Here is a 20,045-nt window from a genome sequence, read left to right as displayed (position 1 = left end):
CCCCATTGGGGGAGAGGGTTAGGGAGAGGGGGAAGATTGATATGCTGCCAAGCCTTGTCAGCGCAGAACTACAGGACGAGATTCACCGCTTTCTGCACAGCGCTTTCCCCGTCGCCACCCCCTGGTTCCAACGGGCCCGGGACGGGGGCAGCTCGCCCCATGCGGTGATCGACAGCCTGGTTGCCGAGCCGGGGGCCCTGTTCAAGGGGCCGTGGCTGGATATCCGCTTGCCTTTCCGCCTGGCGGAAGCCGGCAGTATTCCCCTGCGTCATGTACAGATTCCCTATACCCCCTACCAGCACCAGTTGAAGGCGTTTGAGCGCCTGTGCGGCGACGCGCCGCAGTCCACCCTGGTGGCCACCGGCACCGGCTCCGGCAAGACCGAGTGTTTCATGCTGCCGCTGCTGGATGATGCCCTGCACCGCCGCGAGCAGGGTATCAAGGCCATTGTCATTTACCCGATGAATGCTCTTGCCACGGACCAGGCGCGGCGTTTTGCCGGGGAGGTGGCCAAACTGGATACCAGGATCACCGTTGGCCTGTTCGTTGGCAGTGAGAGCGAGTCCCAGACAACCATGGGGCCGGAGAATGTGATTACTTGCCGCAGGACACTGCACCAGAATCCCCCGGATATCCTGCTCACCAACTTCAAGATGCTGGATTTCCTGCTGATCCGGCCCAAGGACCGGGCGCTGTGGCGCTTTAACTCGCCGGGGATGCTGCGCTATCTGGTAGTGGATGAACTGCATACCTTTGACGGTGCCCAGGGCACGGACCTGGCCTGCCTGGTGCGCCGTCTCAGGGATCGCCTGGAGGTGGGGCCGGAGCTGGTGTGTGTCGGCACTTCCGCCACCATCGGCGCCGGAGCCTCGGATGCACTGCTGGATTATGCCCGTACCGTCTTTGCTACTGAATTGGGCAGGGACGGCATCATTCTGGAAGACCGCTTGTCGCCGGAGGAATACCTATCCCGCGGCGGCGAGGGTGAGGTGAAAATATTTCACTGGCCGGACGCCTCGGATCCGCGCCTGGATGCCGCCGGCTATGAGCGGGCGGAGGATTACCTGTTCGAACAGGTCCGTCTCTGGTTCCCGGACGAGCCGTTGCACCAGATCAGTCAATTGCAGTCCGGCAGTGAGCGAAGCCGGGCGGAGATCTCGGTCCGGCTGGGCGAGTGGCTACACCAGCATGAGGCATTCCACTCACTGATTCGTGCCTGTCATACCCTGTCCAATATGGATGAGATGGCCCAGCAGTGGGCCGAGCGCTATGGACTGGGTAGCCGGGAGCAGGTGAAGCGGCTGCTGGCCAGCCTGGTTTCCCTGGTGGCGGCGGCGCGCTTGTGGCGCCAGCCGGACCATGAAGAGCCGGCCAAATGGACACAGCCATTCCTCTACGTGCGCCAGCAGCTGTGGTTGCGGGAGTTGCGGCGTCTGGTGTGCTCTGTACCGAAGGGGGACGACCCCGCCAGGCTGGTATTTGCCGATGATCTGCAAAATACCGAGAAGCCGCTGCACCTTCCCCTGTTGCACTGCAGGGAATGTAACCTGGCGGCTTGGGGCGCGGTAAAGCGCAAGTCCGACAGCCATATCAATGCGGATTTGCAGGGCTTCTATCAGGCCTGGTTTGACGCGTCACCCAGTGCCATGCTGATGATCCCCCTGACGGGGGAACAGCAGGTGGAAGGGGCGGTGATGATGCTGTGCCCCTCCTGTCTGCGACTGCAATCGGAGTCACCCTCCGGTGAGTGTTGCGAGTGCCAGCACCAGGGATTGCGCAGGGTCGGGGTGCCGAATATCACCCGGTCAGCGCAGCGCGGCGGTGAAAATTGCGTTGTCAGCCACCACGACTGCCCGGAATGTGGTGCCAGGGATTCCCTGGCGATTATGGGTTATCGGGCGGCGACCCTCGCCAGTGTGATGACCGGCAGGCTTTTCCATACCCCGTTCAATGATGACCACAAGCTGATCGCTTTCTCGGATTCGGTGCAGGATGCGGCCCACCGGGCTGGCTATATCGAATCCAATACCTGGAGGGAAGTGATGCGCCGGGCCATGGCCTGGTGGTTGAAGGACAAGCGGGTGGATTTGCCGCTCAAGGAAATGGCCGCGCAGTTCCCGGCCTATTGGCGGGGCATCAGTGGTTCAGACAAGAAATTCTGCGGTCTTTTCCTGCCCCCGAATCTGGCCTGGCATCAGGATTACCGCGAGTTGACCAAGACAGGGCTCCTGCCCGACAAGAGCGAACTGCCCAGCTATATCGAGCGGCGTTTGCACTGGGAAGTGATTGCGGAATTCGGGCGCCGCAGCCGCATCGGACGTTCGCTGGAGCGCACTGGTGTGGCTGCGGTGGCTTGGAATCCGTTTGCCCTCAATAAAACCATTGATGGTATTTCCGCGGTCCTCAGAGAAGAGATTGCACCCTTGCGGGATCAGGACGACGCTGTGTTCCGGCACTTTGTGCTGGGCCTGATGCAACACCTGCGCAGTGTCGGTGCCATTTATGATTCCGTTCTGGATGGCTATCTCGAAGGCAAGGGCAATGAGTTCATCATCAATAAATTCCTGAAATGGATGCCGGGCTTCGGCAGATCCCAGCGCCCGCCGGCCGCCGCTACCTTGACCCAGGTGGCCAGGAACCTGGAAGCCCTGACACATAAGTCCAGGGATACCTGGGCCATGTCCTGGTTGAAGAAGGTGCTGGGTGAAGATCACGTTTTTATTGCCGCAGAGGCGAGGGAGTTTTTCAGCCGTTTGATGGATGGCCTGAGCCGCGCCGGCTGGCTTACAGAGAAGAATGCGGGAGAGGAAACCCTGTGGCTGCTGGACCCGGCCAAGCTCAGGATTACCACCCGCACCAGCACCGTGGAGTGCGGCAGTTGTCGCCATCGCCTGTCCGTGGCGGCCGACGAAGTAGCAGCTTATGAGGGTATGTATTGCATGCGCTCAGCTTGTCACGGGCGTTATGCGCTGGCTCCGGAGCTGTCTGCGCCCCCCTATCAGCGTCAATCGGAACCTCGCCGGCTGGTGGCCGCCGAGCATACCGGCCTGCTGGAGCGCGAGCAGAGAGAAGCCACGGAGCGCTCCTTTATGCGGGGGCGGGAACCCTGGGATGCCAATGTATTGTCGGCGACGCCCACATTGGAAATGGGGATCGATATCGGGGAGCTGTCCTCCGTGCTGCTGTGTTCCGTGCCCCCGGCCCAAGCCAATTACCTGCAGCGTATCGGGCGGGCGGGGCGCCGCGACGGCAATGCGCTGGCGATTACCATCGCCAATGGCCAGAACCACGACCTGTATTTCTATGAAGACCCCATGGAGATGATGGCCGGAGATGTGGCTACGCCCGGGGTCTTCCTCAAGGCAACGGCGGTGCTGGAGCGGCAGCTGCTGGCTTACTGTTTCGATACCTGGAATGCCTCGGGGGTCGACGAATCGGCCATTCCGGACAAGCTCGGCAAGATGTTGGATGCGGTGCAGGAGAGCTATCTGGACCAGTTCCCGTATAGCTTGCTCGACTATATCAAGGGTAATAAATCCCTGTTGCTGGACGGTTTCTTTGCGTTGTTCCCGGATCTGGATCTGGAGGCGCGGGAATATCTGGAACGTTTCCTGGTGCAATCCGGCGATAAGTGTCTGGAGGGCCGCCTGGTTAACCGCCTGCAGGATCTGGTCAAGGAGCGCCAGTCGCTGACCAAGCGGGTGGATCAGCTCAAGCGGGAACTGGAGCAGCTTAAGAAACAGCCTGCGGATGAGCTGATCGAGGAGCAGATAGGCCAGGTTACCCGCGAGCGCAACGCGCTGCTGTCGATACTGGCCCATATCCGGGGGCAGCGTGTGTTGAATTTCTTCACCGACGAGGGGCTGCTGCCCAACTATGCGTTTCCTGAAGAGGGCGTGTCTCTGCGCTCCGTGGTGTTGCGGCGCAGATCCGCACAGGAACGGCAAGAGGGGGAGGGGCTGGCCAAGGATGCCTATGTGTTCCAGCGCCCGGCACAGGCGGCGCTCAGTGAGCTGGCCCCGGAGAACAAGTTCTACGCCATCAGCCATAAGATGGAAATCGAGCAGGTGGATCTGCAGCTGTCTCAGGTGGAAGAGTGGCGTTTTTGCGACCGCTGCTCCCACAGTGAAAATGTGGATACCGGGGACAGGCACAGCGCCTGCCCCAAGTGCGGCAGTGCCCAGTGGGCCGACGCCGGCCAGAAACACACGGTACTGAAACTTCGCCAGGTATACGCCACCGTGGACGACCGCCGCGACCGGATTGGCGATGATTCCGAACAGCGTGAACCTGTGTTTTATAACCGGGAAATGCTGGTTGAGATCCCGGATGAAGGGCACGAGAAGGCCTACAAAATCGACAGCCCGGATTTGCCCTTTGGTTTTGAGTACCTGCAAAAAGCCGACTTTCGCGAGATCAACTTCGGGCCCAAGGGAGGCGAAAGTCACAACTTCTCGGTGGCTGGCCGCGAGATGCCGCGCCAGGGTTTCAAACTCTGCCGGGAGTGCGGCAAGGTCCAGAAGGCCAGATACCGCAAGCATGAACGCCCCCATGCCTGGACCTGCCGCTTCAATAAAGACGAGACCCAGGCCACCGAGGCGGATTTCCTCGACAGCCTGTATCTGTACCGGGAGCTGACATCCGAGGCGGTTCGTATCCTGCTGCCCCTGAGTGAGGTGGCTTACTCCGACCAGAAACTCCACTCCTTTATCGCGGCCCTGAATCTGGGTCTGAGAGCCTATTTTCGGGGGGACGTCCACCACCTGGAAGTCACCGATATGCGCACGCCGGGCACCATGGAAAGTGGCGAGCGGGTGTATCTGGTGATCTATGACCGTATTCCCGGCGGCACCGGCTACCTGAAAGAGCTGATGAGTGATCCGGACAAACTCCGGCAAGTTCTGGTCGCGGCGAAATCCGCGCTGGATGGCTGCGGTTGCGTGGACCATGAAGACAAGGACGGCTGTTACCGCTGTATCTATGCCTATCGGCACAGCCGCAATATGACCACGATTTCCCGCAGCGTGGCCTCTGAACTGCTCGGTTCCATTCTGAACCAGTGGGACAAGCTGAAGGAAGTGGAGAGTATCGCCGACATCAGTACCAATGTGCTGATCGAAAGCAAGCTGGAGCAGCGTTTCGTTGATGCCTTGGGTGCTCTCCCGGGGGGGCGCATGGCCCCGACTCTCGTAAATGGGAAGACCGGGAGCCTATTGACGATTACCGGTGCAGACGGGCAGGTATCCAGCTGGTCCCTGGAGCACCAGGTGAAGGTGGGCCCCCAGGACGGGGCGCCGGTGATGACCGAAATCGATGTGCTGCTGCGCCCGGCGCGGGAAGAGGATGCCCGCAAGTATCGACCCATCGCGGTGTACCTGGATGGGCTGCAGTACCACCACGATATTGTTGGCGATGATGTGCGCAAGCGCTCGGGGCTGTTGCTGTCTGAGCGGTTCTGGGTATTTTCGCTCAACTGGGATGATTTGCCGGAGCCCGGAAAGCCGGAGAAACCCTTGGATATTGATATTCTGCGCGCCGATGGTGTTGAGCCCGGCATGACGGCAGTCTGGGACAAGCTGGCCGCCTCGCTGGGTTGGGCGGGGGCGGCAAAGCAGAAGGCGAATGCCAGCCTGGGCAGTTTCCGGAGGCTGGAGCGCATTCTGCGCGACCCTCAACGGGTGTTGGCGGAAGATCCGCAATGGTCACTCTTCCGCGGGGTAACCCTGCTGCACCCCAGGTCTGTTACCGACACCGCCTTGCGCCACAAGGTGGATTATGAATTGCAGGAGAATGCTCCCCAGTGGGTGAGGGAGCGCCTTGCAGTGTCTGAGCAGGGCAGAGTGCTGGGTGGCATGATGGACGCCTTCGGCAATTCTCCGGGCGGCATGGAGGTTACTGCCACCTTGCCGGGCGCGGCCATGAAGACGGTTGGCGAAGAAACCCTGCTGTCGGGCATGATGCTCCACCTGTGTTTCGATGACCGCAACACGCAGCTGACGGATGATTTTAAGAGCAACTGGCGGGCCTTCTGGCATGCGGCCAACCAATTGCAGTTCCTACGGGGCTTTTCCATGTCCACCCGGAGCACAGTTGCCGATGGCAGTCTGGATAGTGTCTGGCGCAGTTGGGAGGCGCTGCGCCAAACTGGCGGTGAGCGGGATCAGGTGGTGGGCCAGTGGAGCGATGTCTTCGAGCTGAGCCTGATTCCCGAAGATCAGTTGCATGCCCTGATTGCCCTGGGACTGCCCGAGCCGCAAGTGGGGCTGGACTTGACCGCGGATAACGGTGAGGTGCTTGTGAGTGGAGAGGTTGTAGAACTGTGTTGGGTCGATCAGAAAGTTGTGATCGTTGAAGAATTGATCTCAGTGCCCGCGGGCTGGATCGCTGTCGAGGCCGGGGGGGATTTGATATCCCGGATAGAACAACTGAAACAGGATGGAGTCTGGTAATGCCAGCCATACAAGTCGCCATTTCCCAGGACTTTTTCCAGGCTTTTGCGCGAGTGCCGAGGGCGCAGCAGAAGAAGGTGAATGAGTTTGTCAGCAAGTTTCGCAATAACCCCGAAGCTTCCGGCATCAACTACGAGAAGATCAACGATGCGGCCAGCCCCGGATACCGCTCGGTGCGCATTGACCAGGATTACCGGGGGATCGTTTACAAGCCGAAGGTGGGCAATGTCTACCTGATGATGTGGGTGGACAAGCACGACGCCGCCTACGACTGGGCACGGCGGCACAAGTGTGAGGTGCACCCTGAGACGGGTTCGCTGCAAATCTACGAGACGGTTCACAGTGAGCTTGCCGTTGCGGTGGTTGCGCAAGCAGTGCCGGCCGCTGAGCCTCTATTCAGTTTGCGGGATCGTGAGCTCTTGAGGCTGGGTATTCCGCAAGAGCGGCTGGAGGGTGTAAAGGCGTTGGTCAGTCAGGACCAGCTGGATGCCATGCAAAACACGCTTCCGGTGGAGGCCTTCGAGGCGCTGTGTTTCCTGGCAGAGGGGCTGCCGCTCGAGGAGGTGATGGAGGAGTATGCCGCTGCGGACGGTCCGTCGAAGATCGATATCGAGGACTACGAGCGGGCCCTGCTGACATCCCAGAGCCAGCGCCGTTTCCATGTGGTGGAAGATGAGATGGAGCTCAAGCAGATGCTTGAGGCCCCTCTGGAGCAGTGGCGGGTGTTCCTGCACCCGACCCAGCGTGAACTCGTCGACCGTACCTGGAACGGCCCTGTACGGGTGCTTGGCGGGGCTGGTACCGGCAAGACGGTGGTGGCCATGCACCGCGCCCGCTGGCTGGTCAAGAATGTGCTCGAGCCCGATGAGAGGCTGCTGTTCACCACCTTTACCCGCAACCTGGCCATGGATATCGAGGCCAATTTGCGCAAGATCTGCACGCCCGAGCAGATGAAGCAAATCGAGGTGATGAATATTGATCGCTGGGTGCATCGTTTTCTCAAGCGCGAGAAAGAGTCGCTCAAGATCGTGTATCCGGGTAACGAGTCCTATGACAAGTGTTGGGAAAGGGCCGTGCAAATGGCTCCCAGCGAAATTGATTTACCAGACTCCTTTTATGAGGAAGAGTGGGAGCGGGTCATTCTTCCACAGCGGGTGCTGAGTCAGAAGGAGTATTTCAAGGCCAGCCGTATTGGTCGCGGGGTGGCGCTGAACAGAAAACAACGGATGCAGATCTGGCCGGTATTCGAAGAGATGCGCCTGCAGCTTCATCAACATGGCCTGGTAACGATGGAGGACGGTGTCTTTATTGCCATCGACAAGATCAGGGAGGGGGCGGTGGTGCGGCCCTACCGTGCGGTTGTGGTCGATGAGGGCCAGGATCTCGGCGCTGAGGCATTCAAGTTGCTGGGTGAGCTGGTGCCCATTGACAACCGGGATTGCATGATGATTGTTGGTGACGCTCACCAGCGCATCTACAAGAAAAGGGCTTCTTTATCCTCCTGCGGTATCAATATTCGGGGCAGGGGGCGCAAACTTCGTATCAACTACCGTACCAGTGAGCAGATCCGCCGTTATGCCACCGCGGTGCTGGAGGGCGTGGAGGTCGATGACCTGGACGGCGGGACAGACAGGCCAAATGGCTATCGGTCACTTTTTGATGGCCAGCCGCCGTCTGTGCATGGATTCGAAAATGCGCAGGATGAAGCGGAATTTATTGTTCAGAAGATCCGGCGTTTGCAGGAAGAGGCGGTTCCGCTGAGTGATATCTGCCTTGTAGGGCGAACGGAAATTCCTTTGAAAATGGTCACCGGGAAACTGCGGGAAGCCGGGATAGAAGTGTACAAAGTCAGCCGGGATACTACCGATAATACCGCGGTGCTAGGGGTCCGTTATGCCAACATGCATCGGATCAAAGGCCTGGAATTCAAGGACGTGTTTCTGGTCGGCATCTCAGAGGGCGTGGTGCCCATGCCGCCGAGAGGAAATAGTACGGAGGATATCACCGAAATACGGGCTCGGGAGCTGAATGAACGGGCCCTGCTGCATGTGGCGGCTACGCGTGCGGTTCGCTCATTGTTTGTGACTTGGTGTGGTAGCCCTAGCAGGTTTATTGCAAATGAGTGATTGAGAGGGGCTTGCGGATGACCGGAAAAATAGAGATTTTGGAATTGGCGCAGACCCTCGGCGAGGAACTGCACAAGCACGGCTGGCGCGCCACGGCGGCGGAGTCCTGCACGGGCGGCGGCATCGCCGCGGCCATCACCTCGGTGCCCGGGGCCTCCAACTGGTTCGAGGGCTCGGTGGTGAGCTACGCCAACCGGATCAAGCGCGATTGGCTGGACGTGGCGGAGGAGGATCTGGAAAGTTTCGGCGCGGTGAGCGAGCAGGTGGCGCGGCAGATGGCCAGCGGTGCGCTGGCGGCCATGGATGCCAATATCGCCGTGGCGGTGAGCGGCATTGCCGGCCCGGACGGTGGCACCGAGGAGAAGCCGGTGGGCACGGTGTGGATCGCCTGGGCCATATCCGCCGGGCAGGAGCCGGTAACCATCCGGGCGCAGTGTTTCCATTTCGAGGGAGACCGCGCGGCGGTTCAGGCGCAGACGGTGGCCGAGGCGCTGCGGGGGATGCTGGTGCTGGTGCGGGAACATCCGGAGTAGCGGCGGGTGGCGATTCTGCTCCAGTTTTGAGCCGGTGACGGTCCTGCGGACCGCGAGCGGAGCTGGAGCTCCGCGCTCCCGGGATTACTGGTTGCTTATACAGTAATCCTTCGCTAAGCTTGCCCCCAACAAACAACGCTCAAACACACGGGAAGGGTCATGGATTCCAACAAAGACAAGGCACTGCAGGCGGCGCTGTCTCAGATCGAGCGCCAGTTCGGCAAGGGTACGGTGATGCGCATGGGGGACAAGGAGCGCGTCCAGATTCCGGCAATATCCACCGGCTCCCTGGGCCTGGATGTGGCCCTGGGCATCGGCGGTCTGCCCCGCGGCCGAATCGTGGAGATCTACGGCCCGGAATCCTCCGGTAAAACCACCCTGACCCTGCAGGTCATTGCCGAAGCCCAGCGCAAGGGCGGCACCTGTGCCTTCGTCGATGCCGAGCACGCGCTGGACCCCATCTATGCGGAAAAGCTCGGCGTGAATGTGGACGAGTTGATCGTGTCCCAGCCGGATACCGGCGAACAGGCGCTGGAAGTTGCCGATATGCTGGTGCGCTCCGGCGCGGTGGATGTACTGGTGGTGGACTCGGTGGCGGCGCTGACCCCGCGTGCGGAAATCGAGGGCGAGATGGGCGATTCCCACGTGGGCCTGCAGGCGCGACTGATGTCCCAGGCGCTGCGCAAGCTCACCGGCAATATCAAGAACACCAATACCCTGTGCGTTTTCATCAACCAGATCCGCATGAAGATCGGCGTGATGTTCGGCTCGCCGGAGACCACCACCGGCGGCAACGCGCTCAAGTTCTACTCCTCCGTGCGCCTGGATATCCGCCGCATCGGCTCGGTGAAAGAGGGCGACGAAGTGGTGGGCAACGAGACCCGGGTGAAGGTGGTCAAGAACAAGGTGGCGCCGCCGTTCAAGCAGACCGAGTTCCAGATCATGTACGGTCAGGGCATCAACCTGCTGGGCGAGATCATCGACTACGGTGTCAAGCTGGGCCTGATCGACAAGGCCGGCGCCTGGTACAGCTATAAGGGCGACAAGATCGGCCAGGGCAAGGCCAACGCGGTCAAGTTTCTGAAGGAGAACCAGGAAATCCGCGATGAGATCGAAGGCCAGCTGCGCGCGCAGTTGCTGGGTGCTCCGGTGCCGGCGAAGCCGGAGGAAACCGCAGCGGAAATCACGGAAGACTAGTGTTTCCCTCCGAGGACAAGACTCAAGCGCTCTACGGTGCGGCGCTTGAGTTGCTCTCCCGACGCGAGCACTCCCGCCTCGAATTGCGGGAGAAGCTCGCAGATAAATTCCCCTGCGCCGATTTCGATGCGCTGTTCCAGCGCCTGCAGGATCTCAACTACCAGTCCGATCACCGCTTCGCCGAGGTCTTTGCCCGCTCCCGCGTACAGCGTGGCCAGGGACCGCTGCGCATCCGCCGCGAATTGCACCAGCGCGGTATCGAAGGCGACCTGATCAACAGTGCGCTGGAGCAGTTGGAAGCGGACTGGTTTGCGCTCGCCGCGGAGCAGCTGCAGCGCAAATTCCGCAGTCCGGTCAGCTCCGCCCTGCCGCGTGACCAGCAGCTCAAGGAACGAGCGCGGCGCCAACGCTATCTCGCCTACCGCGGATTTCCCGCCGACGCCATCAACTGGGCGCTGGACGCGGAGGAATCCGACTTATACTCTGCTCATTAGAGTTTACTGACCCCTGTAGGAGCGGCTCCCTGGGAACGCCGAGCTCCAGCTCGGCACGCGGGCCGCGGGCCCGCTATCGCGGCCAACGGCCGCTCCTACAGATTGTCAGGGAAACAACAATAAGCGCGAGAATTCCCCATGATCCTGTCCATCGACCAGGGCACCACCGGAACCACCGCCTTCGTCTTCGACACCAGCGGCACCCTGCTGGGCCGCAGCTATTCCGAACTCCCCAATTACTATCCCCACCCCGGCTGGGTGGAACAGAAAGCCGAGGAGATCTGGCAGGTCACCCTGCGGGTCTGCGCCGCGGCGTTGGAGCGGGCGGGGATTGCCGCCGCCGATCTCACCGCCCTGGGGATCACCAACCAGCGGGAAACCACCATCCTGTGGGACCGGAAAACCGGCGAGCCGGTATGTCCGGCAATCGTCTGGCAGTGCCGCCGCTCCGCGGAACTGTGCGCCGAGCTGGAGCGCGCGGGTAAAGCCGAGTGGTTGCTCGAGAAGACCGGCCTGGTACTGGACGCTTACTTTTCCGCCAGCAAACTGCAGTGGCTATTCCGGCAGCAGCCGGAACTGCTGGCCCGCGCTCGCGCCGGCGAACTCTGCTTCGGCACCGTGGACAGCTGGCTGATCTGGAAGATGAGCGGCGGCCGTGCCCATCTCACCGACCACACCAACGCCAGCCGCACTCTGCTGTACAACCTGGAAGAGAGAAACTGGGACGGCGAGCTGTTGGAGTTGTTCGAGTGCCCCCAGTCGCTGCTGCCGAAGATACTGCCCTCAGCCGGACATTTCGCCACCACAGACCCTCAGGTGTTTCTCGGCGCTGAAGTACCCATCTGCGGGGTGGCGGGTGACCAGCAGGCATCCCTGTTCGGCCAGGGCTGCACCGAGCCCGGCAGCATCAAGAATACCTACGGCACCGGCTGCTTTATGCTCGCATACGCAGGCGCCGAGCGGCCGCAGGTGCCCCGGGGCCTGCTCACAACTATTGCCTGCGATCCCGCGGGAGCGCCGGTCTATGCCCTGGAAGGCGCGGTATTCAATGCCGGCTCCGCGGTGCAGTGGCTGCGGGACCAACTGGGCCTGATCCAGCATGCTGCGGAGACAGAAACCATCGCCAACCGGGTCCCGGATACCCGCGGCGTCTATCTGGTGCCGGCGTTCAGCGGACTGGGTGCGCCCCATTGGGATTCCGCCGCCCGCGGAACCATCTGCGGCCTCACCCGCGGCGCCGGCAAGGCGGAGCTGGTTCGCGCCACCCTGGAATCCATCGCCTACCAGAGCGACGAACTGGCGCAGCTGATGGCGGAGGGGCTCGGGATGGAAATCAGCCATATCCGTGCCGACGGCGGTGCCAGTGCGAACAATTTCCTGATGCAATTCCAGTCCGATATCTCCCGGGTGCGCGTGGAGCGGCCGCGGCAGATAGAGTCCACCGCCGTGGGTGCGGCGCTGCTGGCAGGGATCGGCGCCGGTATCTGGCCCGCCGGGGATATGCCCCGGAGTCTGCTGGAGATCGAGCGGGACTTCGTGCCGCAAATGGAACCGGCGCGTCGCGATGAACTGGTCGGTGGTTGGTGCAAAGCGGTGACGGCCTGCCGGACGTTCAGATGACAGAGGTTGAGATGACAGAGGGCAGAGGTCCTATTCTGAAACGAGGCTGAAACCAGGAGGGGAACAGTTATGTCTGTCAATGAAGAAATGCAAAGCACCATCGACGATATGGTGGACGGTCGTCGCGGCATTCTCGCCGCCGACGAGAGCAACGGTACCATCGCCAAACGGTTCGACTCCGTGGGGGTCGAATCCACCGAAGAGCACCGTCGCTTTTACCGCTCGCTACTGCTGTCCACCGAGGGGCTGGGTGAATACATTAGTGGGGTGATCCTGTTCGAGGAGACCCTGAGGCAGGCGGACGACAGCGGCACGTCGCTGCCACAGCTGGCGGCGAAGCAAGGGATCGTTCCCGGTATCAAGGTGGACAAGGGCAAGGGCCCGCTGCCCGGTGCGCCGGGGGATATGATTACCTACGGTCTGGACGGCCTGGCCGAGCGGCTGGACGGCTACAAGGAGCAGGGGGCGCGCTTCGCCAAGTGGCGCGAGGTCTACCCGATCACCCCGGAAAACCCCACCCGGTTGGGATTGACCGCGAACGCGGAAATGCTCGCCCGCTACGCGGCGGCGTGCCAGTCCAGGGGAGTGGTGCCGATTGTGGAGCCGGAAGTGCTGATCGATGGCAATCACAGCATTCAGCGCAGCGCCGAAGTGAACGAGCAGGTGTGGCACGCGGTGTTTCACGCCCTGCACCAGCACGGCGTGGTGCTGGAGCTGATGATCCTGAAGCCCAGCATGGTCACCCCGGGCAAGGAGTGCGCCAAGGCACCCGCCGAACAGGTTGCGGAGTACACCATGCGCAGTCTGCGCCGCGCCGTACCCGTCGCGGTGCCCAGTATCAATTTCCTATCCGGCGGCCAGGGGCCCGAAGAGGCCACGATCAACCTCAATGCGCTCAACCAGTTGTGGCATGCTCCCTGGCAGCTCAGTTTTTCCTACGGCCGGGCGTTACAGGAGCCGGCGCTCAAAGCCTGGCAGGGCGTTGCCGAAAACGGCCCGGCGGCGCAACAGGCCCTTCTGAAGCGCGCGGAGCTCAACCACCTGGCGATGTTGGGGGAGTACCAGGAGGGATTGGAGCGCGAATAGGCCGGCGGGCGGAAAATAACAATAAATAGATGATGAGGAGAGAAAAAATGGAGTTCGTTTCCCGAGGCAATCGCCTCCACTATCGGCGCTGGTGGGTCGAAGGGGCGCTGGGCGCCGTCGTGATCGCTCACGGGTTGGGCGAGCACAGCGGACGCTATCGGCAACTGGCGCGGCAGCTCAACTGCTCCGGCTTCAGCGTCTACGCACTGGATCACTACGGCCACGGCCTGTCCGAGGGGCCGCGCGGCCATATCGACGACTTCGCCCACTACAGCGAGGACCTGCACCACTTTATCCGCCTGGTTAAACGGGACAACGCCGGCTGCGGCCTGCACCTGCTGGGTCACAGCATGGGGGGCGTTATCGCCTGTGGCTGCGCGGTGCGTTACGGGGGCATCGACAGCCTGATTCTCTCCGCGCCGGGATTTCGCGGCTGCCGGGAGCCGGGCTCCCTGGAGCGTTGGCTGGCACAGCGGCTGGCGGTGCTGGCGCCGCGCCTGACCCTGCCCAATCGCATTGACCCGCGCTGGCTCAGCCGCGACAGCGCCGTGGTCGAGGACTACCGGGCGGACGATCTGGTGCATGGGCGTGTATCGCTGCAGTGGTTTGTGTCCTTCCTGCGCGAGCGCGACTATCTCTATCCCCGCCTCCCGCAGATCACCGAGCCGTGCCTGCTGTTGCTGCCGGAAGCGGACAAGGTGGTGGATGCCGCCACCAGCCGCGCCTGGTTCGAGCGCCTGGGCAGCGGGAACAAACAGCTGCATGTTTTTCCCGATGCCTATCACGAGGTATTCAACGAGGCGGAGGAAGGGCCGCGAGCGCGGGAGCTGCTGCTGCAACATCTCGAATTGCTGCTGCCCATGCCGGCAGCCGCGGTTTCCCGCTGATCCCAAGCGTTGTACTATACGCGGTCATTTTTGGGCCCGGACGGGGCCCGGTGAGTGGGAATAGGGACAGGGGTATGGATAAGAAGCTGCTGAGTCTGTTGGTGTGTCCGGTGAGCAAGGCGCCGCTCGAATATCACGAGGACCGCCAGGAACTGTGGTGCAAGGCCAGCGGCCTGGCCTATCCGGTGCGCGACGGCATACCGGTGATGCTGGAGTCCGAGGCGCGCCAGCTGACTGCCGATGAAAAGCTGGACAAGAACAACTGACGCCCATGGCCGAACCCAGTGTATTCAGCCGGATCATCTCCGGCGAAATCCCCGCCGAACGCGTCTACGAGGATGATCAGTGCATCGTCATCAAGGACCACGCTCCGCAGGCGCCCACCCACCTGCTGATTATCCCGCGCAAGCCGCTGGTGAATCTGTCCGTGGCGGAGCCCGGTGACAAGCCGCTGCTCGGCCACCTGCTGTGGGTGGCCGGGGAACTGGGCCGCAAGCTGGGACTCGAGGGGTTCCGCCTGGTGGTGAACAACGGCCGCAGCGCGGGGCAGACGGTTTTCCATCTGCATATCCATCTGCTGGCTCAGAGCAAGATGCGCGAGCGGGATCTGGGCGCACTGAAATAAGGTTTTGGCGGCCCTGCTGCCGGTGGCTGTTTGCGGGGCGAGGCCGCGCGCATAGCGAGCACTGCTCGCTGCGTGGCATCGCGCCCGGCCAAGGAAGGCCGGGCCGGGAGATATTCCAGGGACGGCTGCTTGCGATATGCCCTTCCGTGCGCGAGAAACACCGGCATCATGGCCTTCGCATCGCGTTAATTGCTTCGTTAGAAGCTGGGCCGCCCAAATTGATTTTTGACTAACGATGTGGAATTACGCTGGATGAAAAGCGCACAGATACGCGAAGCCTTCCTGAATTACTTCGCCGAGCAGGGCCACACCATTGTGCCCTCAAGCTCCCTGGTACCGGGCAACGATCCCACGCTGCTGTTTACCAACGCCGGCATGGTGCAGTTCAAGGACACTTTCCTCGGCCTGGAGACCCGCCCCTACAATCGCGCGGTCAGCTCCCAGCGCTGCGTGCGCGCCGGCGGCAAGCACAACGACCTGGAAAACGTCGGTTACACCGCCCGCCACCACACTTTTTTCGAAATGCTGGGCAATTTCAGCTTCGGCGACTACTTCAAGCGCGAGGCAATCCACTTTGCCTGGGAGTTTCTCACTCAGGTGCTGAAACTGCCGGAGGATCGCCTCTGGGTCACCGTGCATATCAGCGACGACGAGGCCGCGGATATCTGGCAGAAGGAGGTGGGTGTAAGCCCGGATCGTTTCTCGCGCCTGGATGAGGACAACTTCTGGCAGATGGGCGACACCGGCCCCTGCGGTCCCAGTTCCGAGATCTTCTACGACCACGGCGCGGATGTGCCCGGCGGACCGCCCGGTTCCGACAACGACGACCTGGACCGCTATATCGAGATCTGGAACCTGGTATTCATGCAGTTCGAGCGCTCCGCCGACGGCGAACTCCATCCGCTGCCCAAGCCCTCGGTGGACACTGGCATGGGCCTGGAGCGCATCGCCGCGGTTCTGCAGGGGGTGCACTCCAACTATGAGATCGACCTGTTCCAGGCGCTGCTCAAGGCCGCCGGGAAAATCGTCGGCTGTGACGACCTGGAAGAAAAATCCCTGCGTGTGATCGCCGATCATATCCGCTCCTGCTCCTTCCTGATCGCCGACGGCGTCATGCCCTCCAACGAGGGCCGCGGCTTTGTGCTGCGGCGTATCATCCGCCGCGCCGTGCGCCACGGCCACAAGCTGGGGCACAAGCAAATCTTCTTCTACCAACTGGTGGAGGCCCTGGCCGAGCAGATGGGCGACGCCTATCCGGAGCTGCGCGAGAAGCAACAGATTATCGAAAACGCCCTGCGCAAAGAGGAAGAGCAGTTCGCCAAAACCCTGGACAAGGGCATGGCGCTGTTGGACGACGCCCTGTCGACCCTCGAGGGCGATGAGATCCCCGGTGAGCTGGTCTTCACTCTGCACGACACCTACGGATTCCCCACCGACCTCACCCAGGACATCGCCCGCGAGCGCGGCCTGACCCTGGATATGCCCGGCTACGAGGAGGCTATGGAGGCCCAGCGCCAGCGCGCCCGCGCCGCCGGCAAGTTCAAACAGGAGTACGCCGGGGCCCTGGACCTGGAGGGGGCCACCGAATTTCTCGGTTATGAAACCACCGGAGCTGAAGGCACGGTGCTCGCCATCATCAAGGACGGCGAGCAGGTACAGCGCCTGGAAGAGGGGGAAAAGGGCGCCGTAGTGCTGGACCGCACCCCCTTCTACGCCGAGTCCGGCGGCCAGGTTGGGGACAGCGGCTATCTGGAAAATGCGGATGACCGCTTCGAGGTGCGCGACTGTACCAAACAGGGGGCGCACCACCTGCACAGCGGCAAAGTGCTGAGCGGCGGGATTGCCGTGGGCGACAAACTGCACGCGCGGGTATCCGCGGACGTGCGCCAGTCCACTGCGCTGAATCACTCCGCCACCCACCTGCTGCACGCGGCCTTGCGCAAGGTGCTCGGCGAGCATGTGACCCAGAAAGGTTCGTTGGTGGACTCGGAGCGGCTGCGTTTCGATTTCTCTCATCCGGAGGCGGTTACCGCCAAGCAGCTGCACGCTATCGAATCCTTGGTGAACGCGCAGATCCGCGCCAACACTCCGGTGGAAACCGAAGAGACGGATATCGAAACTGCCAAGCAGAAGGGGGCCATGGCCCTGTTCGGCGAGAAGTACGGCGACCATGTGCGCGTGCTGTCCATGGGTGAGATCGATAACGGGAGTCCCTTCTCCGTGGAATTGTGTGGCGGCACCCACGTACAGCGTACCGGTGATATCGGCCTGCTGCGGATAGTGACCGAGAGTGGTATCGCCTCCGGCCAGCGGCGTATTGAAGCGGTGACCGGTGCCCATGCCCTGGCCCTGTTCGACAGCGCCCAGCAGCGGCTGGAGCACGCCGCCGCCCTGCTCAAAGCGCGCCCGGATACCCTGGCGGAGAAGGTCGAGCAGTTGCTGGCCAACAACCGCAAGCTGGAGAAAGAGCTGGCCCAACTGAAAACCAAACTGGCCAGTGGCAGTGGCGGTGATCTCGCCAGCCAGGCGGTGGAACTAAATGGCTTCAAACTGCTGGCGGCGTCTGTCGATGGCGCCGACGCCAAATCCCTGCGCGACCTGGCGGACCAGATGAAGAACAAGCTGGGCAGCGGCGTGGTGTTACTGGCCGCCCCCGGGGAAGACAAAGTCGCTCTGGTGGCCGCGGTCACCAAGGACCTGACCGGCCGTATCGCCGCCGGTGAATTGATGCGCTTTGCCGCCGGTAAACTGGGTGGTAAGGGTGGCGGTCGCCCGGATATGGCCCAGGGTGGCGGCGCTGATGTGGCCGCGTTGCCGGCCATGCTGGCAGAGGTGCCGGCCTGGGTCGAAGGGCATCTGGGTGGTTAGTGATCAATGGGCGTGACCAACAGCGGTACTCAAGTACCGATCCCTGACTACCAAGTACTCACCACTGGTCTTTTTAGGCCAAGTTAACAGTTGTTAACGGCTGATCTGTTGATTTCAGCGGAGTTTGGTGATTAAGTGCGCGGCTTGCGCGAATAGCTGCCGCGAGCGCATTAACCTTGTAGCAGTAAGGAAACACTTAACCCCATGAGTTTGTTCGTGCAGAAATACGGCGGTACCTCGGTTGGCTCTATCGAGCGCATCGAGGCGGTGGCCGATAAAGTGGCGGCGTTTCGTGCGCAGGGCCATGAGATGGTAGTTGTGCTCTCCGCCATGAGCGGTGAGACCAACCGCCTGATCGATCTGGCGTATCAGGTCCAGGAGAAGCCCGACCCCCGCGAGTTGGACGTCCTGGTATCCACCGGAGAGCAGGTCACCATTGCCCTGCTCACCATGGCATTGAAAAAGCGTGGCTATGACGCCTGTTCCTATACCGGGGGCCAGGTAAAGATCCTCACCGACAATGCGCATACCAAGGCGCGCATCCAGCGTATCGATGTGGAGCGGATGCGCCGGGACCTGGATGCGGGCAAGGTCATCGTAGTGGCCGGCTTCCAGGGGGTCGATGAGGAAGGCAATATCACCACCCTCGGCCGCGGCGGTTCCGACACCACCGGCGTGGCCCTGGCTGCGGCACTGAATGCCACCGAGTGTCAGATTTACACCGATGTGGACGGCGTTTACACCACCGATCCCCGTGTGGTGGACAGCGCCCGCCGGCTGGACAGGATCACCTTCGAGGAGATGCTGGAAATGGCCAGCCTCGGGTCCAAGGTGCTGCAGATTCGCGCGGTGGAATTTGCCGGCAAGTACAAGGTGCCATTGCGCGTACTCTCCACCTTTGAAGAGGGTGGCGGTACTCTGATCAGTCTGGATGAGGAATACAACGAGATGGAACAGCCAGTCGTTTCCGGCATAGCCTTTAACCGCGACGAGGCCAAATTGACCATTCGCGGTGTGCCGGATAACCCCGGGGTGGCTTGCCGTATCCTGGCGCCGGTTGGCGCTGAGAACATCGAAGTGGACGTGATCGTACAGAACATCAGTTCTGTCGATGGCACTACCGACTTCACCTTCACCGTGCACCGCAATGACCTGGTCAAGGCCCGGGAGGTGCTGGAGCGGGTGGCGGAGGAGCTGGGCGCCAGGGAAGTGGTAGCCGACGACAAGATCGCCAAGGTCTCGATAGTCGGTGTGGGCATGCGCTCCCACGCGAATGTGGCGAGCAGGATGTTCGAGGCTCTGGGGGAAGACAACATCAATATTCAGATGATCACCACCTCAGAGATTAAGATCTCGGTGATCATCGACGAACGCTACCTGGAACTGGCGGTGCGCGCACTGCACAGTGCGTTCGAGCTGTCGGAACCCAGGAGTGAGTAACTATAACCAGAATGAAGGCGGCGACGCGCTTTCCATAGCGATTTAGTCATTTGGCGTAGAGTCCGACCTGTTGAGATTTTGATCGGCTGGTCAATACTGAATACAGAGATGGACAATATTCGACTTCTAGCGCCGCCATCCGGTTATGATGACCATAAGCACATTGTGAGGGGAACTCCGGTTGTGCTTTATCACAGGATGATCAAGGAGAAGTAGGTAATGCTGATTTTAACCCGCCGGATTGGCGAAACGCTGATGGTTGGCGACAATGTGACCGTGACTGTGCTGGGCGTGAAAGGCAACCAGGTTCGAATCGGCGTCAATGCGCCGAAAGAGGTGGCTGTGCATCGCGAAGAGATTTACCAACGCATTCAGCGCGAAAAGCAATCCTCAGAGGAGGAGGGCACCGGCGAATAGCAGTTCCGGTGTCCGTCACAAGAAAGGCCGGGTTTTCCGGCCTTTTTTAATGGAGTGCGCAACCGCATTTCACTCTTTCCGGTGGCTGTACAATAAGTGCCCCGCTCGGTGGCGATCGACAAAAAGTTATTGATTCCCCATTGATTTTTGTCTGGCCGTTGGTATGATGCCGTCCACTTTCAGCGGTCCACGGGTATTGACTGCTGCATCGCTGGAAGAGGAGTTTTTACGGTGAGATGGCCGAGTGGCTGAAGGCGCGCCCCTGCTAAGGGCGTATGGGTTAACGCCCATCGAGGGTTCGAA

Annotated in this window: 13 protein-coding genes and 1 tRNA gene (1 of these 14 cut by a window edge); all 14 read left to right on the top strand. The window is 61.4% G+C overall.

Features of this window, described 5'->3' with window-relative positions; all coding sequences use genetic code 11:
• Positions 1-41: 41 nt before the first annotated feature.
• Entirely contained in the window at positions 42-6,449 is a 6,408-nt protein-coding gene (locus tag PP263_RS08825; RefSeq protein WP_308368028.1) for a DEAD/DEAH box helicase, read from the top strand.
• Positions 6,449-8,575, top strand: coding sequence for a UvrD-helicase domain-containing protein (locus tag PP263_RS08820; RefSeq protein WP_308368027.1), 2,127 nt, complete (start codon positions 6,449-6,451; stop codon positions 8,573-8,575). Before PP263_RS08825 ends, PP263_RS08820 begins: the two co-directional genes overlap by 1 nt.
• A 17-nt stretch (positions 8,576-8,592) precedes the next feature.
• Positions 8,593-9,108 (top strand): CinA family protein, encoded by a 516-nt coding sequence (locus PP263_RS08815; RefSeq protein WP_308368026.1) that lies wholly within the window; start codon positions 8,593-8,595, stop codon positions 9,106-9,108.
• A 159-nt stretch (positions 9,109-9,267) separates the two neighbouring features.
• Entirely contained in the window at positions 9,268-10,305 is a 1,038-nt protein-coding gene (recA, locus tag PP263_RS08810; protein WP_183460349.1) for a recombinase RecA, read from the top strand.
• On the top strand, positions 10,305-10,799 hold the full coding sequence (locus tag PP263_RS08805; RefSeq protein WP_308368025.1) for a regulatory protein RecX: 495 nt from the start codon (positions 10,305-10,307) through the stop codon (positions 10,797-10,799). Before recA ends, PP263_RS08805 begins: the two co-directional genes overlap by 1 nt.
• A 138-nt stretch (positions 10,800-10,937) precedes the next feature.
• The gene (gene glpK, locus PP263_RS08800; RefSeq protein ID WP_308368024.1) at positions 10,938-12,419 is read left to right on the top strand and encodes a glycerol kinase GlpK; all 1,482 of its coding nucleotides are present in this window, start codon (positions 10,938-10,940) and stop codon (positions 12,417-12,419) included.
• Between the two features lie 69 nt (positions 12,420-12,488).
• Positions 12,489-13,505 (top strand): class I fructose-bisphosphate aldolase, encoded by a 1,017-nt coding sequence (locus tag PP263_RS08795; protein WP_308368023.1) that lies wholly within the window; start codon positions 12,489-12,491, stop codon positions 13,503-13,505.
• Between the two features lie 47 nt (positions 13,506-13,552).
• Positions 13,553-14,392 carry an alpha/beta hydrolase gene (locus PP263_RS08790; protein WP_308368022.1) on the top strand — a complete coding sequence of 280 codons (840 nt, stop codon included), beginning with the start codon at positions 13,553-13,555 and terminating at the stop codon, positions 14,390-14,392.
• A 74-nt stretch (positions 14,393-14,466) separates the two neighbouring features.
• Positions 14,467-14,658, top strand: coding sequence for a Trm112 family protein (locus tag PP263_RS08785; protein ID WP_183460339.1), 192 nt, complete (start codon positions 14,467-14,469; stop codon positions 14,656-14,658).
• 5 nt (positions 14,659-14,663) lie between these two features.
• Positions 14,664-15,017, top strand: a complete 354-nt coding sequence (locus PP263_RS08780) for a histidine triad nucleotide-binding protein (protein ID WP_308368021.1) — start codon at positions 14,664-14,666, stop codon at positions 15,015-15,017.
• A gap of 252 nt (positions 15,018-15,269) precedes the next feature.
• A complete protein-coding gene (gene alaS, locus PP263_RS08775; RefSeq protein WP_308368020.1) occupies positions 15,270-17,885 on the top strand; it encodes an alanine--tRNA ligase in 2,616 nt (871 codons plus the stop codon).
• Positions 17,886-18,089: 204 nt separating this feature from the next.
• Complete coding sequence (locus PP263_RS08770) at positions 18,090-19,325, top strand: aspartate kinase (RefSeq protein ID WP_308368019.1); 1,236 nt, start codon at positions 18,090-18,092, stop codon at positions 19,323-19,325.
• A 219-nt stretch (positions 19,326-19,544) separates the two neighbouring features.
• On the top strand, positions 19,545-19,742 hold the full coding sequence (csrA, locus tag PP263_RS08765; RefSeq protein WP_183460331.1) for a carbon storage regulator CsrA: 198 nt from the start codon (positions 19,545-19,547) through the stop codon (positions 19,740-19,742).
• A gap of 230 nt (positions 19,743-19,972) precedes the next feature.
• Positions 19,973-20,045, top strand: a tRNA-Ser gene (locus PP263_RS08760) (it continues 17 nt past the right edge of the window).

The organism is Microbulbifer sp. TB1203 (assembly GCF_030997045.1).
In the GTDB taxonomy this organism is placed as follows: domain Bacteria; phylum Pseudomonadota; class Gammaproteobacteria; order Pseudomonadales; family Cellvibrionaceae; genus Microbulbifer.
The sequence above is the reverse complement of the archived record's forward strand: the minus strand, read 5'-3'. Positions and strand labels throughout refer to the sequence as shown.

Excerpts from the sequence above, each read along its gene's own strand:
- csrA (WP_183460331.1), top strand. The coding sequence starts at position 19,545 with ATGCTGATTTTAACCCGCCGGATTGGCGAAACGCTGATGGTTGGCGAC.
- PP263_RS08815 (WP_308368026.1), top strand. The coding sequence starts at position 8,593 with ATGACCGGAAAAATAGAGATTTTGGAATTGGCGCAGACCCTCGGCGAG.
- PP263_RS08785 (WP_183460339.1), top strand. The coding sequence starts at position 14,467 with ATGGATAAGAAGCTGCTGAGTCTGTTGGTGTGTCCGGTGAGCAAGGCG.
- alaS (WP_308368020.1), top strand. The coding sequence starts at position 15,270 with ATGAAAAGCGCACAGATACGCGAAGCCTTCCTGAATTACTTCGCCGAG.
- PP263_RS08820 (WP_308368027.1), top strand. The coding sequence starts at position 6,449 with ATGCCAGCCATACAAGTCGCCATTTCCCAGGACTTTTTCCAGGCTTTT.
- PP263_RS08825 (WP_308368028.1), top strand. The coding sequence starts at position 42 with ATGCTGCCAAGCCTTGTCAGCGCAGAACTACAGGACGAGATTCACCGC.
- PP263_RS08780 (WP_308368021.1), top strand. The coding sequence starts at position 14,664 with ATGGCCGAACCCAGTGTATTCAGCCGGATCATCTCCGGCGAAATCCCC.
- PP263_RS08790 (WP_308368022.1), top strand. The coding sequence starts at position 13,553 with ATGGAGTTCGTTTCCCGAGGCAATCGCCTCCACTATCGGCGCTGGTGG.
- PP263_RS08795 (WP_308368023.1), top strand. The coding sequence starts at position 12,489 with ATGTCTGTCAATGAAGAAATGCAAAGCACCATCGACGATATGGTGGAC.
- recA (WP_183460349.1), top strand. The coding sequence starts at position 9,268 with ATGGATTCCAACAAAGACAAGGCACTGCAGGCGGCGCTGTCTCAGATC.
- PP263_RS08770 (WP_308368019.1), top strand. The coding sequence starts at position 18,090 with ATGAGTTTGTTCGTGCAGAAATACGGCGGTACCTCGGTTGGCTCTATC.
- glpK (WP_308368024.1), top strand. The coding sequence starts at position 10,938 with ATGATCCTGTCCATCGACCAGGGCACCACCGGAACCACCGCCTTCGTC.